The sequence below is a fragment of the Mesorhizobium sp. CNPSo 4684 genome, assembly GCF_057784315.1.
The window spans coordinates 42,848-57,705 of sequence record NZ_JBWLUX010000004.1; the positions used below are offsets into that span (position 1 = coordinate 42,848).

12 protein-coding genes and 1 pseudogene are annotated in these 14,858 nt (G+C 63.6%); 10 read left to right on the top strand and 3 right to left on the bottom strand.

The annotated features are described in order from the left end of the window. Positions 1-43 precede the first annotated feature (43 nt). The 10 genes from AC04SG_RS04530 (at position 44) to AC04SG_RS04575 (ending at position 9,443) form a co-directional block, all read left to right on the top strand. Positions 44-1,012 carry a cell wall hydrolase gene (locus AC04SG_RS04530; RefSeq protein ID WP_488550081.1) on the top strand — a complete coding sequence of 323 codons (969 nt, stop codon included), beginning with the start codon at positions 44-46 and terminating at the stop codon, positions 1,010-1,012. 97 nt (positions 1,013-1,109) lie between these two features. Then, entirely contained in the window at positions 1,110-1,715 is a 606-nt protein-coding gene (recR, locus tag AC04SG_RS04535; RefSeq protein WP_192249870.1) for a recombination mediator RecR, read from the top strand. Between the two features lie 175 nt (positions 1,716-1,890). Beyond that, entirely contained in the window at positions 1,891-3,168 is a 1,278-nt protein-coding gene (locus AC04SG_RS04540; protein WP_488550082.1) for a lytic murein transglycosylase, read from the top strand. Positions 3,169-3,430: 262 nt separating this feature from the next. Continuing rightward, a complete protein-coding gene (locus AC04SG_RS04545; RefSeq protein ID WP_488550083.1) occupies positions 3,431-5,068 on the top strand; it encodes an ABC transporter substrate-binding protein in 1,638 nt (545 codons plus the stop codon). 18 nt (positions 5,069-5,086) lie between these two features. Further along, the gene (locus tag AC04SG_RS04550; protein WP_192249876.1) at positions 5,087-6,154 is read left to right on the top strand and encodes an ABC transporter permease; all 1,068 of its coding nucleotides are present in this window, start codon (positions 5,087-5,089) and stop codon (positions 6,152-6,154) included. Further along, on the top strand, positions 6,151-7,071 hold the full coding sequence (gene nikC / locus AC04SG_RS04555; RefSeq protein WP_477338205.1) for a nickel transporter permease: 921 nt from the start codon (positions 6,151-6,153) through the stop codon (positions 7,069-7,071). Before AC04SG_RS04550 ends, nikC begins: the two co-directional genes overlap by 4 nt. Beyond that, complete coding sequence (locus AC04SG_RS04560) at positions 7,068-7,913, top strand: ABC transporter ATP-binding protein (RefSeq protein ID WP_488550084.1); 846 nt, start codon at positions 7,068-7,070, stop codon at positions 7,911-7,913. The genes nikC and AC04SG_RS04560 overlap by 4 nt, the downstream gene beginning before the upstream one ends. Further along, positions 7,910-8,671 carry an ABC transporter ATP-binding protein gene (locus AC04SG_RS04565; protein WP_488550085.1) on the top strand — a complete coding sequence of 254 codons (762 nt, stop codon included), beginning with the start codon at positions 7,910-7,912 and terminating at the stop codon, positions 8,669-8,671. Before AC04SG_RS04560 ends, AC04SG_RS04565 begins: the two co-directional genes overlap by 4 nt. Before the next feature lie 30 nt (positions 8,672-8,701). Next, positions 8,702-9,016 (top strand): hypothetical protein, encoded by a 315-nt coding sequence (locus AC04SG_RS04570; RefSeq protein WP_488550086.1) that lies wholly within the window; start codon positions 8,702-8,704, stop codon positions 9,014-9,016. Between the two features lie 103 nt (positions 9,017-9,119). Further along, complete coding sequence (locus tag AC04SG_RS04575; RefSeq protein ID WP_488550087.1) at positions 9,120-9,443, top strand: hypothetical protein; 324 nt, start codon at positions 9,120-9,122, stop codon at positions 9,441-9,443. Between the two features lie 135 nt (positions 9,444-9,578). Here AC04SG_RS04575 and AC04SG_RS04580 read toward each other — a convergent pair. The 3 genes and pseudogenes from AC04SG_RS04580 to AC04SG_RS04590 form a co-directional block, all read right to left on the bottom strand. Beyond that, positions 9,579-12,528 (bottom strand): annotated as a pseudogene (locus tag AC04SG_RS04580) (efflux RND transporter permease subunit). After that, on the bottom strand, positions 12,525-13,610 hold the full coding sequence (locus tag AC04SG_RS04585; RefSeq protein WP_488550088.1) for an efflux RND transporter periplasmic adaptor subunit: 1,086 nt from the start codon (positions 13,608-13,610) through the stop codon (positions 12,525-12,527). Before AC04SG_RS04585 ends, AC04SG_RS04580 begins: the two are co-directional and overlap by 4 nt. Then, complete coding sequence (locus AC04SG_RS04590; protein WP_488550089.1) at positions 13,607-14,737, bottom strand: efflux RND transporter periplasmic adaptor subunit; 1,131 nt, start codon at positions 14,735-14,737, stop codon at positions 13,607-13,609. The genes AC04SG_RS04585 and AC04SG_RS04590 overlap by 4 nt, the downstream gene beginning before the upstream one ends. Between the last annotated feature and the right edge of the window lie 121 nt (positions 14,738-14,858).

Here is a 14,858-nt window from a genome sequence, read left to right on the forward strand (position 1 = left end):
CACATCCTGGGACGGGCGGCATCTGGAAAATGAGGCACTTTTGTTGATCGCGACGCGATGGAAGACGCCGCTGTTGCTCGGCATCATCTTCTCCCCTTTGTTCCTGGCGGGTTGCAGCCAGACCACTTCTTCCCACGGCATGTCGGTCGCCAGCCTGACCGACGCCATAACCCCCAGCTTCCTCTCAACGCGCGCCTACCGCAACACGCCGAAGGAGAAGGAATGCCTTGAGCGGGCAATGTTCTTCGAGTCCAACCGGTCGAGTCGCGACGGCATGATCGCCGTCGGCACAGTGGTGATGAACCGGCTGCGCTCCGGCAATCATGGTAGCACCATCTGCCAGGTGGTGGGCGAACCGGGCCAGTTCGCGCCCGGCGTGATGACGCGGCCGATGAATTCCAAGGCGATGCCCGATGTCGAGGAAGCCGCCGAGGCGGTGCTCAAGGGCGAGCGCAAGGCCAAGCTGAAGAACACGATGTACTTCCACACAGCCGGCCTGAAGTTTCCCTACAAGAACATGCACTACACCATGGTTGCCGGCGGCAACGCCTTCTACGAGAAGCGCGGCCGCAATTGGCAGCCGCTGCCGGATGAACCGACGACCATGGTTGCTTCAGTGACGACGCGCGCGCCCGTGGCTGAAGCGCCCGTGCAGGTGGCTTACGCCGAGCCGGTGGTGAAAACGATCGTCCGTCCGGACCCCGCCAAGCAGGCTGCGGCAGTTCGCGCGGCCAAGGCTAGCCAGGCCCCGGTAGAGCAGACCTATGTGACGGCTGCTGTGGCGCCCGCCAAGGGCGCCCGCGTCGCCGCCAAGCAGACGGAAGTGGCGATGCAGGAGCCGATGGCCGAGCCCGATGCCTCGCGGTTCGGTGGCACGCTGAACGCCCGCTACATCACCTCGGTACCTTCGGCGACGCAGGAAGCGTCGATGGGCTTCCAGTCGACACCCGAGAACACCGACGCCATCGGCGCGATGATTGCCGACCAGACCCGGCCGCTCTCGGCCTACTGACGCCTGAAGCCTTTTCAGAGCCCGCCATGGCAGCATGGTGGGCTCCATGCGTTTGGTGCATGTTTCAAAGCGCGCCGAAAAATCCTAGATCAGTGCGATGTCCAAGCGAATCGCCGGTCCCGAGATCGAACGCCTGATCCAGCTCCTGGCCAAGGTGCCGGGGCTCGGGCCGCGTTCGGCGCGGCGCGCGGCACTGCACCTCATCAAGAAGAAGGAGCAGCTTTTGTCGCCGCTCGCCGCAGCCATGGCCGAGGCGGCCGACAAGGTGCGCATCTGCACGACCTGCGGCAATGTCGACACAGCAGATCCCTGCATGATCTGCACCGATCCGCGCCGCGATGCCTCGACGCTGATCGTCGTCGAGGACGTGTCGGATCTCTGGGCGCTGGAGCGGGCAGCGGCGATGAACGTGCGCTACCACGTGCTCGGCGGCACGCTGTCGCCGCTCGACGGCATCGGCCCCGAACAACTCAACATCCGCTCGCTGGTCGACCGTGTTGCCGGCGGCGAGGTGAAGGAGGTGATCCTCGCCGTCAACGCCACGGTCGAGGGCCAGACGACGGCGCATTATCTGACCGACCAGCTCTCGGGTTTCGAGGTCAAGGTGACCAGGCTCGCGCATGGCGTGCCGGTTGGCGGCGAGCTGGATTATCTCGATGAGGGTACACTGGCCGCCGCGTTGCGATCGCGGACGGCGTTTTGACGCAATTGGCGGGGATGCCCCAGAGATGACTGCATTCCTTCGCGCCCCCCTCTGTCCTGCCGGACATCTCCCCCACAAGGGGGGAGATCAGATGTCACAACGGCTTTCGCCAATCTCTAACGTTGCAGGAAGAGGCGCGGCGCCAATACAGCCAATCTCCCCCCTTGTGGGGGAGATGTCCGGCAGGACAGAGGGGGGCGCGACAGAACGCGGATCTTTCAGATTGGCGCTCGTTACGCTTCTCGCATCCCTTTTCGCCCTGCTTTTTGTAGCTCCCGCATCCGCCGCCAAAATCGACGACCAGTTCCGCGCCTGGCTGCAGACCGATCTTTGGCCCGACGCAAAAGCCAAAGGCATCTCCAAATCCACCTTCGATGCCGCCTTCGACGGCGTGAAGCCCAACCTCAAATTGCCCGACCTCGTCCTGCCCGGAGAAAAGCCCAAAACCCCGCAAAAGCAGCATCAGGCCGAGTTCGGCTCGCCTGGCGCCTATTTCGCCGAAAAGACGGTGCGCGCCGTCACCGCTGGCGGTCGTACGCGCGAGGCGGCCAACGCCAGGACGCTGGCCGCCATCGAGAAACGCTACGGCGTGCCGGATGAAGTGCTGTTGGCGATTTGGGGCCGCGAGACCGGATTCGGCGCCGCGAAAATGCCTTACGACGCGTTCGAGGTGCTCGGCACCAAGGCGTTCATGTCGACCAAAAAAGACTTCTTCCGTACTGAAGTGCTGGCCGCACTCGAAATCGTCGAGCGCGGTCTGGCGCCGGTCGGCGCCATGAAATCGTCATGGGCCGGCGCGCTCGGCCAGCCGCAATTCATGCCGACCTCGTTCCTGAAGCATGCCGTCGATTTCGACGGTGACGGGCGCCCCGACATCTGGAATTCGACGCCTGATGTGCTGGCCTCGATCGCCAACTATCTCGTCCACTACGGCTGGGTGAAAGGCCGCGGCTGGGGTTTCGAGGTGACGGTGCCGGAGAGCGTCTCCTGCTCGCTCGAAGGTCCCGACCAGGGCAAGAAAATCTCAGCCTGGGCGGCGATGGGCATCAGCCGTGTCGGCGGCAAAGCCTTTCCAGCCAGCGAACTGAAGGCCGAAGGCTTTCTCTTGATGCCTGCCGGGCGCAGCGGCCCGGCCTTCATCGCCACACCGAATTTCTACGTCCTGAAAGAGTACAACACCAGCGACCTCTACGCCCTGTTTATCGGCCATGGCGCCGACCGTATCGCTCATGGCGACGCTGACTTCGCCGGCAGTTGGGGTCCGGTCGGCGGGCTGCACCGTTCCGACATCGCCGCCTTGCAGCGAGCGCTGGAGGCCAAGGGCTATGATGTCGGCAGTGCCGACGGCCTGCCCGGCTTCAAGACCCGCCGCTCGATCGGCAGCTGGCAGGAAAAGAACGGCCGCGCCGCCACCTGCTTTCCCGACGCTGAATTGGTCGCCGCGATCAAGTAGCATAGAGAAGAGCAGATTCTGCCCCCGTCGGAGGCTGCAATTGGCCGGCTATTCTTCGACGACCGTCGCGCATTCCGCTCTAATATGCCGGCTCATAAAATGCTCGTTGCCGGTTGGAGGGCTGCCGGATAGGGTGTTGACCAACTGGACAAAAACCAACACGGTAAGGGGTGAACGGCCGTCCTACGACCGCGAAAAAAAACGCTGCAGCCCTGAGCCGGGAACTCGGGGTCAACAATCAACAAAACAGGGAACAATCACCATGATGACGGAAAAGTTTGCTCTACGCTCTCGCGCCTTGCTCGCAGGAGCGGCGCTGTCCGCGCTGCTTGTAGCGCCCGCCTTCGCCGTGACGCCCGCCGACACGCTGGTCGAAGGTTTCGCCATCGACGACATCATCACCATGGATCCGGGCGAGGCGTTCGAGCTGTCGACCGCCGAGGTCACCGGCAACACCTATGACCTGCTGGTGCGCCTCGACCTCAGCGACACCTCCAAGGTCAAGGGCGATCTCGCGGAGAGCTGGACCGTCTCCGACGATGGCCTGGTCTACACGTTCAAGCTCAAGCCCGGCCTGAAATTCGCCTCCGGCAACCCGATCACCGCGGCCGACGTCGCCTATTCGTTCGAGCGCGCCGTCAAGCTGGACAAGAGCCCGGCCTTCATCATCGGCCAGTTCGGCATCAGCGGCGACAACGTCACCGACAAGGCCAAGGCCGTCGACGACACGACCTTCCAGTTCACCGTCGACAAGGCCTACGCGCCGAGCTTCGTCTTGAACTGCCTGTCGGCAACCGTCGCCTCGGTGGTCGACGCCAAGCTGGTCAAGGAACATGTCGCCGCGGTGACGCCGAGCGCCGACTACAAATGGGACAATGACTTCGGCAATGCTTGGCTGAAGACTGGCTATGCCGGTTCCGGCCAGTTCAAGCTGCGCGAATGGCGCGCCAACGAGGCCGTCGTCATGGAGCGCAACGACAATTACAATGGCGAAAAGGCCAAGCTCGCCCGTGTCATCTATCGCAACATGAAGGAAAGCTCGGCGCAGCGTCTGGCGCTTGAGGCCGGCGATATCGACGTTGCCCGCAACCTCGAGCCGAACGATCTCGAGGCCATCGCCAAGAACGCTGACCTCACCACCACAAGTGCGCCGAAGGGCACGGTCTACTACATCAGCCTCAACCAGAAAAACCCCAACCTCGCCAAGCCCGAAGTGCACCAGGCGTTCAAATATCTGGTCGACTATGACGCTCTCGGCTCCACCATCCTCAAGGGCATCGGCGAGATCCACCAGACCTTCCTGCCGAAGGGCGTGCTCGGCGAACTGGACGAGAATCCGTTCAAGCTCGACGTCGCCAAGGCCAAGGAACTTCTGGCCAAGGCCGGCTTGCCCGACGGCTTCAGCGTCACCATGGACGTGCGCAGCAAACAGCCGGAGACAGGCATGGCCGAATCGATGCAGCAGACGCTGGGTCAGGCCGGCATCAAGCTGGAGATCATCCCCGGCGACGGCAAGCAGACGCTGACCAAGTACCGCGCCCGCAATCATGACATCTATATCGGCCAGTGGGGCCAGGACTATTTCGATCCGAATTCCAATGCCCAGACCTTTGCCTCGAACCCCGATAATTCGGACGCCGGCAAGTCGCACACGCTCGCCTGGCGCAACTCCTGGGATATTCCGGAACTCACCAAGGAAACGGAAGCGGCTCTGCTCGAGAAGGATGCCGGCAAGCGCGCTGACATGTACAAGGATCTGCAGCAGAAGATCCTCGACACCAGCCCCTTCGTCATCATTCACCAGCAGCTCGAAGTGGCCGGCCTGCGCAAGAACCTCAAGGGCTTCGCGCTCGGCCCGAGCTTCGACACCAACTTCGTCGGTCCGGTCTCCAAGGAATAGCGTCGGCGGACGCGCCGCATGAGCGCAGCTGAAAACGAAGTGGCGGCGGGGCGCGGCAGCGCTCGCGCCGTCGCTGTTGCATCATTCATCGGCCGCTTCCTGGTCATCGCGATCACGACCTATCTTGGCCTGCTCGCGGTGACCTTCTTCATCGGCCGTGTCATCCCGATTGACCCTGTGCTGGCGGTGCTGGGTGACAGGGCGCCCCTCAATGTCGTCGAGCGCACCCGTCGCGAAATGGGCCTCGATCTGCCGCTCATCGAGCAGTTCTATATCTACGTGAAGAATGCCCTGAATGGGGATTTCGGCACGTCGGTGCTAACCACCAATCCGGTGATGACCGACATCCGTCGTGCCTTTCCAGCAACCATCGAACTGGCGACTTTGGGAACTCTGATCGGCTCGGTCATCGGTGTGCCGCTTGGTGTGCTGGCAGCGGTTAAACGCGGCAGCCTGATCGACCAGATCGTGCGTGTCATCGGCCTGATCGGCTATTCCGTGCCGATCTTCTGGATCGGGCTTCTGGGTCTTGTCCTGTTCTACGCCAAGCTGCAATGGGTGGCTTTCCCGGCCCGCCTGGACGTCGTCTACGAATACACCTTCACGCCGATCACCGGCTTCTATCTGCTCGACGCCGCGATGCAGGGGCAATGGGATGTCTTCTACGACGCCTATCGCCACATCGTCCTGCCGGCCTCGCTGCTCGGCTATTTTTCGCTCGCCTATATCAGCCGCATGACGCGCTCCTTCATGCTGAACGAGCTGTCGCAGGAATACATCGTCGCCGCACGCGCCAAGGGCCTGTCGGAAACGCGCATCATCTGGGGCCATGCGCTGCGCAACGCGGCCGTGCCGATGGTCACCGTAATCGCGCTCTCCTATGCCGGGTTGCTCGAAGGTTCGGTGCTGACCGAGACCGTGTTTTCCTGGCCCGGCATTGGCCTCTACATCACCAATTCGCTGCAGAACGCCGACATGAACGCGGTGCTTGGCGGCACCATCGTCATCGGTTCGGTGTTCATCGGCATCAATCTCCTGTCCGACCTTCTCTACAAGCTGCTCGACCCGAGGACCAAGACAGGATGAGTATCGCGACCGTCCAGACCCGCCGTGACTGGCTGCTCAGCGATCGGCCGGCCTCGCGCATGCAGGCAAGGCTCGGCCGCGCCTATGTCGCCTGGCGCCGCTTTTCCGCCAACCGGCTGGCGTTTCTTGGCCTGCTGATCATCATCGCCTTGCTGGTGGTCGCTGCCTTCGCCGATGTGCTGGCGCCCTATTCGCCGACCGTCGGCGATTTGAAGAACGCGCGGCTTTTAGCGCCGAGCAGCGCGCATTGGTTCGGCACCGACGATCTCGGCCGCGATATCTATTCTCGCATTCTCTTTGGCTCGCGATGGACGCTCTATGTCGTCATCCTCGTCGCCATCATCGCAGCCCCCATCGGCCTTTTGGTCGGCACCGTCGCTGGCTATGCCGGCGGCTGGACCGATGCCATTCTGATGCGCATCACCGATATCTTTCTTGCCTTCCCCAAGCTGATCCTGGCGCTGGCCTTTGTCGCAGCACTTGGACCAGGCATCGAAAACGCCGTGCTTGCCATCGCCATCACCTCCTGGCCGCCTTACGCCCGAATTGCCCGTGCCGAAACGATGACGGTTCGCAACTCGGATTACATCAAGGCGGTGCAGTTGATGGGCGCCTCGCCCTTCCGCATCGTGCTGCGCCACATTATGCCGCTCTGCATCTCCTCGCTGATCATCCGGGTGACGCTCGACATGGCCGGCATCATCCTCACCGCCGCCGGCCTCGGCTTCCTCGGCCTCGGCGCGCAGCCGCCGCTCCCAGAATGGGGCACCATGATCGCATCCGGCCGCCGCTTCGTCCTCGACCAATGGTGGGTGGCCGGCGCGCCGGGCTTCGCCATCCTGATCGTCAGCCTCGGCTTCAACCTGCTTGGCGACGGCCTGCGCGACGCGCTCGATCCAAGGAGCGGAGACCAATGAGCGCTGTGAAGGGCACGCTTCTCGATGTCGACGATCTGCGCGTCGATTTCCCGACCCGCACCGGCCTTGTCCAGGCGGTGCGCGGCGTCTCCTTCTCGCTCGGCCGCGAGCGGTTGGGCATTGTCGGCGAGAGCGGCTCCGGCAAGTCGCAGACCGGCCGCGCCATTATGGGGCTGACGCCGCCGCAGGCCCTTGTGTCGGCGAAGAAGCTCGCCCTCGACGGCATCGACCTTCTGGCCATGCCGGCCCGCCAGCGCCGGGCGCTGCGCGGAAAACGCATTGCCATGATCCTGCAGGATCCGAAATATTCGCTCGATCCGGTGATGAGCATCGGCCGCCAGATCGTCGAGACGCTGCGCACGCATGAGAAGGTCTCCAAGACGGAGGCGCGCGAGCGGGCGCTGGCAATGCTGGAAGCGGTGCAGATACGCGACCCGGCGCGCGTCTTCGACCTGCATCCGCACGAGGTCTCCGGCGGCATGGGCCAGCGCGCCATGATCGCCATGATGCTGATCGCAGGGCCAGAACTGATGATCGCCGACGAGCCGACCTCGGCGCTCGACGTCACCGTGCAGCTCGACGTGCTCGGCATCCTCGACCGGCTGGTCAGCGAGCGTGGCATGGGCCTGATCTTCATCTCGCATGATCTGCGCCTGGTCGCCTCCTTCTGCGACCGGGTGATTGTCATGTATGCCGGCAAGGTGGTCGAACAGCTCAAGGCCTCGGAATTGCGCGACGCTCAGCACCCCTACACGCGCGGCCTGCTCAACTGCATGCCCAGGATCGGTTACGAACGCCATCCGCTGCCGGTGCTCGACCGCAAGCCGGAGTGGGCGGCATGACACCAGCCATTTCCCCAGCCATTTCCATCGACGGACTGGCGGTGGTGTTCGACCGTTTTCGCGCGCTGAAAGGTGTCAGCCTGGAGGTGCAATCGGGTGATTCCTTCGGCCTGGTCGGTGAGAGCGGTTCCGGCAAGTCCACGCTCCTCAAGGCGATTGCCGGTCTCGTGCCGGCAGCGTCCGGAACTATCACCGTCAACGGCAAGACACTCGGCGCCCGCCGCGACAAGGCCTTTTATCGCGAAGTGCAAATGGTCTTCCAGGACCCGTATGGCTCGTTGCACCCGCGCCAGACCGTCGACCGCCTGCTGCAGGAGCCGCTCGCCATTCACGGCTTTGCCGACGGCGAGCAGCGTATCCAGCGCGCGTTGGATGAGGTCGGCCTCGGCAACGGCTTCCGCTTCCGCTACGCGCATCAATTGTCAGGCGGCCAGCGCCAGCGCGTGGCAATCGCGCGAGCGCTCATCCTCGAGCCCTCGATACTGCTGCTCGATGAACCGACCTCGGCGCTCGATGCCTCGGTGCAGGCCGAAGTGCTCAACCTTCTGGAAGAGGTTCGCCGGCGGCGCAAGCTGACCTTCCTGATGGTTAGCCACGACCTCGCCATCATCACCCATATGTGCGAGCGGCTGATGGTGATGCAGAGCGGCGAGGCGGTAGAGAATCTCACCGCGAGCCAGCTGATCGGGCACCGCGTGACCAAGGATTATACGCGCAACCTGCTCAGGGCGAGCGAGGGGTTTGTGCGGACGGCGTGAGTTCGCTCGGACTGTTTTTGGGGAAACGTCATGGGTGAGTGGAAGTTTTCAGATCCGCCCAATGTCGCGGTGTTCGTAGACAGGAGCATCTTCAAACAGGACGACTGGATCGCATATGTGTCGCATGACGATGAAGACGGCAGCTGGCAATTTCACAACAGCGAGCCCGGTCCAGCCGAAGACGACGACATAATGCTCGTCAGCCTCCAGAATGTGGTTCGGCGGGATGAGAGTATCCTGGAATTAGCCGACTTGCCGGAAGGCTGGCATGCCTGGCGAAGCTCAAAATCGTCGCCGTGGCAGCGGGCCAAGTCGCGGCCCGTGGGCTTCAACGACAACGACTGATCCGGCAATGCTACGCCGGACCAGCGGCGGTTTGTGCGAACCGTCTGCGTTTATTAGAATTCCCTCTCACTGTACGTTGAACCGTTGGCTTCAGGAGAAGCCCATGGACGAATGGAAGTTCGAAGACCCACCCAATGTCGCGGTGATTTCTGATCGAAGCATATTTTCAAGCGGCGATTGGATCGCATACGTTTCGCATGAGGATGATGACGGTAGTTGGCTGTTCTACAGCAGCGACAATCGGGATTGGGATGAACGCGACGTAATGCTGGTGGGCTTGCAAGAGGTAGTTCAGCGGGACGAAAGCATCCAGGAATTAGCCGACTTACCGGAAGGCTGGCATGCTTGGCGCAGCTCTAAATCGTCGCCATGGCAGCGGGCAAAATCGCCGCCCGTGGGCTTTAATGACAACGGTGAAGAGCAATAGGCTCGGGCGGGTGTAGCGGTCTGCGTCGCGTTCCTTCACACCCCCTCTGCCCTGCCCTTGAGGGGGAGATGTCCGGCAGGACAGAGGGGAGTGCTGTCCCGACAGCCGTGAAGGTCTACAGCGAAGGAACGCGGCTCAAGCCGCTCCGCCCTCCGGCAGAGCTTCGCTTTGGGCAGCCTCCGCCTCGCCTTTCGGCTCCTTGATCCTGAACCACGTCACATAGAGCGCCGGCAGGAACAGCAGCGTGATCGCCGTGCCGGCGATGATGCCGCCCATCATGGCGTAGGCCATCGGACCCCAGAACACTTCGCGCGCGATCGGGATCAGCGCCAGGCTCGCCGCCGCCGCCGTCAGCGCGATCGGGCGCATGCGGTGCTCGGTGGCCTCGATCACCGCCGCCCAGCGATCCTTGCCTTCGGCGACCAGATCCTCGATCTGCACGATCAGGATGACCGAGTTGCGGATCAGGATGCCGATCAGCGCCAGCACGCCGAGAATGGCGACGAAGCCGAGCGGCGCGCCGCTCGGCGCTTTTGGCGCTTTCCTCGACCGAGCCCGCGGTGGCGACCGAATAGCCCGGCGGCAGGTTGGCGATGAAGGCGTCGACCGACGGCTTCAATTCGTTGACGACGGTTGCCGGCAGCACATCGCCGACCAGCCCGGCGCGCACGGTGATCGTTGGAATGCGGTTGCGCCGCCACACCGTCGGCTGTTCGAGGTCGTAGCGGAAATTGGCCACCGCCGCGAGCGGGATCGCCTCGCCGTTGCCAGTCGGCAGCTGCATGTTCTGCAACGTGTCGATCGAGCCGCGCTCAGCTTCGCGGGAGCGGGCGATGACGTTGATCAGATAGGTGGCGTCGCGCACCTGGGTGATGGTGGCACCGCCGACCGTGCTGTTCAGCGCGCTGGCGATGTCGGAGGAGGTGATGCCGAGCTGGCGTGCCTTGTCCTGCAGCACATCGACCCTCAGCACGCGCTGCGGTTCGTTCCAGTCGAAGGTCGGCGCGGCCAGCTTCGTGTTGACCGAGATCAGGCCGGCAAATTGCTGCGCCAGGTCGCGCACCTTTTGGATGTCGGGTCCGCCGACACGGTACTGCACCGGGCGGCCGACCGGCGGCCCGAGTTCCAGCGGCTTGACAAAGGCATCGGTGCCGACGAATTCCTCGCGCAGCAGTTTCTCCAGCAGCGGTTTGACCCGGTTGCGCGCCTCGATGCTCTTGGTGACGATGACGGTCTGGCCGAAATAGGGATTGGCCGGCTGCACGTCGAAGGCAAGCAGGAAGCGCACCGCGCCCTGGCCGATATAGGACGAGAAATGGTCGACGTCGGGATTGCCGGCCAGCGCCCGGCCTTCGAAGCGCTCGATCTGGTCGCGCGTCTCGGTGACCGACGAGTTCTGCGGCAGGTTCCAGTCGACAATCAGCTCAGGCCGGTCCGAAGGCGGGAAGAACTGCTGCTGGACGAGGCCGAAGCCGGCTATCGAGCCGGCAAACAACAACACCGTGACGAAGATCGTCAGCCAGTGGTGGCGCACCGAGCCCACCAGCACGCGCCGGAACAGGCTGGTGAAACGTCCGGGCTGTTCATGCTTCTGCTTCATCGTCGCAGGCAGGATGGTGACGCCCAACAGCGGCGCAAACAGCACTGCCACGATCCATGACACCAAAAGCGAGACCGCGATGACGACGAACAGCGTAAACGTATATTCGCCGGCGGCGCTGTTGTTGAGGCCGATCGGGATGAAGCCGGCGACCGTCACCAGCGTGCCGGTCAGCATCGGGAAGGCGGTCGAGGTATAGACATAGGTCGCCGCCTTGCGCAGATTATCGCCGACCTCCAGCCGCGCCACCATCATCTCGACCGCAATCATGGCGTCATCGACCAAGAGCCCGAGCGCGATGATCAGCGCGCCCAGCGAAATGCGCTGCAGCGAGATGCCGAGATAGGCCATGACCGTGAAGGTGATGGCCAGCACCAGCGGGATCGACAACGCCACGACGAAGCCGGCGCGCATGCCGAGGCTGATGAAGGACACGGCAAGCACGATGGCGACGGCCTCGGCCAGCGCCCGGGTAAAGCCCGAAACGGCTTCCTCCACGATCACCGGCTGGTCGGCGACCAGATGCACGCCGACGCCGACCGGCAGGTCGGCCAGCACCTCGTCCATTTTCTTCTCGAGCGCGGCGCCGAATTCGAGCAGATTGGCGTTGGGCTTCATGCCTATGGCAAGCCCGATCGCGTCCTGGCCGTTGAAGCGGAACAGCGCCGTCGGCGGGTCGGCATAGCCGCGTCGGATCGTCGCCACATCGCTCAGCCGAAAGAAGCGGTCGTTGACGCGCAGATTGATGCCGCGCAGGCTCTCCTCGGAGGTGAACTGGCCGCCGACCCGCACGCTGACGCGCTCGGGTCCGGATTCGACGACACCCGACGGCGTGATGGCGTTCTGCGCTTGCAGGCTGGCCACGATCGCTTGCTGGTTGAGGCCGAGGGCTGCGATCTGGCGGGTCGAGAATTCGAGATAGATGGCTTCGTCCTGAGCGCCGACCAGATCGACCTTGCCGGCATTGGGCACAGTCAGGATCTGGGTCCTGACATCCTCGACATAGTCGCGCAACTGGCGCGGCGTCAGCCCGTCCGAGGTGAAGGCGTAGATATTGCCGAAGACGTCGCCGAAGCGGTCGTTGAAGAACGGCCCTTGCACGCCTTGCGGAAATTGGGGCGCGATGTCGTTGACCATGTTGCGCACCTGGGTCCAGTTCGACACGACATCGCGCGCCTTGGTGGTGTCCTTCAGGTTGACGAAGATGACGGTCTTGCCGGCGGTGGTGACCGAGCGGGTGAAGTCGAGGCTGTCCAGTTCCTCGAGCTTCTTTTCGATGCGGTCGGTGACCTGCCGCACCGTCTCGTTGACCGAGGCGCCCGGCCAATTGGCCTGGACGATCATGGTCTTGATGGTGAAGTTCGGATCTTCCTCGCGGCCGAGATTGAGGTAAGCGAAGATGCCAGCGACGACGAAGACCAGCATGAAGTACCAGACCAGCGAGCGGTGGTTGAGCGCCCAGTCGGAGAGGTTGAACCCCTTCATGACGCCCCTCCTTGTGGAATCTTGACCTTCTGGCCGTCCACCAGGCTGTGGACGCCGGCGGTGACGACGCGCATCCCGGCCTCAAGTCCTTCGGCGACGATGAAGCTGGCGGCGCCCTTCGAGGCGATCTTGATGTCGCGCGTAGAGACGCTCGACGTCTTTTCATCGACGATCCAGACCTTGTCGCCGCCATTCTTCTGCAGCAGCGCCGACAGCGGCAGCTCGATCGTCGGCGCCACCTTAGCCACGCGTGTCGCCGTCACCGTCGAGCCGAGCCGGAACGCCTGCGGCGGATCGGTGAGCGTCAGCTTGACGCGGCGGCTGCGGGTCGAACTATCGGCTTGCGGCGCGATCTCGCGCAGCGTGGCCTCGGTCTGGATCGACGGCAGCGATTGCAGGATGACCTCGAACGACGTGCCGGCAGTCAGATCGCCGATCAATTGGTCGGGAATGTCGACCACCGCTTCGCGCAAATCCGAGCGCGCCACGGTGACGATGGTCTGGCCGGCCGAAACCGTCTGGCCGACCTCAGCGCCGGTGGCGGTGACGACGCCGTCGAAGTCCGAGAACAGCCTGGCATAGCCAAGCTGCTCCTGCGATTTGGCAAGCGCTGCCTTGGCCCGCTCGACGCCGGCTTCGGCCGCTTGCCGCGCCTGCTGCGCAGCGTCGAAGACGGCCTGCGAGGTGTTGGCGGCGGCAAGCAGTTGACGCTGGCGTTCCTCGCTGGCGGCGGCGTTGGTGAATTGCGCCTCGGCATTGGAGAGTTCGGCCTTGGCCGCTTGCACAGCAAGTTCCAACGCTGTCGGATCGAGCGTGGCGATCGTCGTGCCCTTGCTGACGATATCGCCGACCTTGACGTCACGCGACACGACCCGACCGAGCAGGCGGAAGGCTAGGTCGGCGCTGACCTCAGGCTCGATGGAGCCGGCGAAGCCGAAGGTTCGCGTCGTCTGCGGCTCAATCACCATCGACAGCACCGGCCGGATGATCTCGGGCGGTGTTTCTTCCGATTTCGAGCAGCCGGCGAGCGCCGCTATTGCAGACAAGGCAGACACAAAGAGCAGGATACGCCGCCGCCTCATTGTCCGGCTCCCGAGATCTCGACCGCCTGTCCGGGGCTGAGCAATTGGCCGCCGGCGGTGACGACGCTTTGTCCGGCCTCCAGCCCCTTGTCTACGACGACCACGCCGGAATCGAAGGCCAGCACATTGACCAAGGCTGTCGCCACCGCCTTGGTCGAAGGATCGACAATCCAGACAGCCGGCTTGCCCTCGATCGAGGTCAGCGCCTGCCAGGGCAAGATGACGGCTTTCGCCGGTCTGGCGTTGACCGAGCCGATGACGGTGGCGCCGAGCGGCATGCCTTCCGGCGTGTCGGCAATGCCGACCTTGACCCGGATCGACCCCGAAGCCGGATCGACCGCCGGGGAGACTTCGCGCACCTTGCCCAAGGCCTTCACCTGCGGGTCGGCCAGCAGCGTGATCGTCACCGACGGCGATGGCGCCGTTTTGGCGACCAGCGTTTCCTGGACGTTGAACACCGCGTCGCGGTCACCGTCCTCGGCGACGGTGAAGACGGTCTGCGCCGCCTGCACCACTTGTCCGGCTTCGACCTGGCGGGCGGTGATGACGCCGGCAGCGCCCGCCTTGAGCTCGGTGAAGGACAGGTTCTCCTTGGCATTGGCAAGCGCGCTCTGTGCCTGATCGACGCTGCCTTGCGCCACCTTCTGCGCCTGGTCGGCGGCATCATAGTCGCGCCTGGTGGTAAAACCCTGGGCAAGCAGGGTCTTCTGCCGTTCGAAGGCGGCGGCGGCCTGGGTCAGTTGCGCTTGCGCTGCGTCGAGATCGGCCTGCGCCGAGCGCAAATCGGATTCCTGTTCCTGCGGATCGATGCGGGCAAGCACGGCGTCCTTGTCAACATGCTGGCCGACATCGACGAGGCGTTCGGCGACACGGCCACCGACACGGAACGACAGATTGTTCAGCGTGCGCGCCGCAATCACGCCGGTCAGCGACGTCCTCGGCGCATAATCGGCCATCGCCACCGTCTCGGTGCGCACCATGATCGGCAGCTTTTTGGCCGCCGCCTCCTGCTTCTGGCAGCCGGCTAGAATGAGCGGCGCCATCGCGCAGACGATGATGATGGGAGAAAACGAAAAAAGGCTTCGGGCCTGGGGCTGCGGGGCGGACGATGTCGCGTTCCTGCTCATGGGGTCCCTCACCGATCCGGGACGCTCATGACGGGTGAGCTGTCACAGACATCAGGAGGATAATCGATCCCAACGAAAAGGAAACCTGTCTCGTACGTGTATCGGCTGCCTGTTAAGACCG

Coding starts and splice junctions, on each gene's coding strand:
- recR (WP_192249870.1), top strand. CDS start 1,110: ATGTCCAAGCGAATCGCCGGTCCCGAGATCGAACGCCTGATCCAGCTC.
- AC04SG_RS04540 (WP_488550082.1), top strand. CDS start 1,891: ATGTCCGGCAGGACAGAGGGGGGCGCGACAGAACGCGGATCTTTCAGA.
- AC04SG_RS04545 (WP_488550083.1), top strand. CDS start 3,431: ATGATGACGGAAAAGTTTGCTCTACGCTCTCGCGCCTTGCTCGCAGGA.
- AC04SG_RS04550 (WP_192249876.1), top strand. CDS start 5,087: ATGAGCGCAGCTGAAAACGAAGTGGCGGCGGGGCGCGGCAGCGCTCGC.
- nikC (WP_477338205.1), top strand. CDS start 6,151: ATGAGTATCGCGACCGTCCAGACCCGCCGTGACTGGCTGCTCAGCGAT.
- AC04SG_RS04560 (WP_488550084.1), top strand. CDS start 7,068: ATGAGCGCTGTGAAGGGCACGCTTCTCGATGTCGACGATCTGCGCGTC.
- AC04SG_RS04565 (WP_488550085.1), top strand. CDS start 7,910: ATGACACCAGCCATTTCCCCAGCCATTTCCATCGACGGACTGGCGGTG.
- AC04SG_RS04570 (WP_488550086.1), top strand. CDS start 8,702: ATGGGTGAGTGGAAGTTTTCAGATCCGCCCAATGTCGCGGTGTTCGTA.
- AC04SG_RS04575 (WP_488550087.1), top strand. CDS start 9,120: ATGGACGAATGGAAGTTCGAAGACCCACCCAATGTCGCGGTGATTTCT.
- AC04SG_RS04585 (WP_488550088.1), bottom strand. CDS start 13,610: ATGAGGCGGCGGCGTATCCTGCTCTTTGTGTCTGCCTTGTCTGCAATA.
- AC04SG_RS04590 (WP_488550089.1), bottom strand. CDS start 14,737: ATGAGCAGGAACGCGACATCGTCCGCCCCGCAGCCCCAGGCCCGAAGC.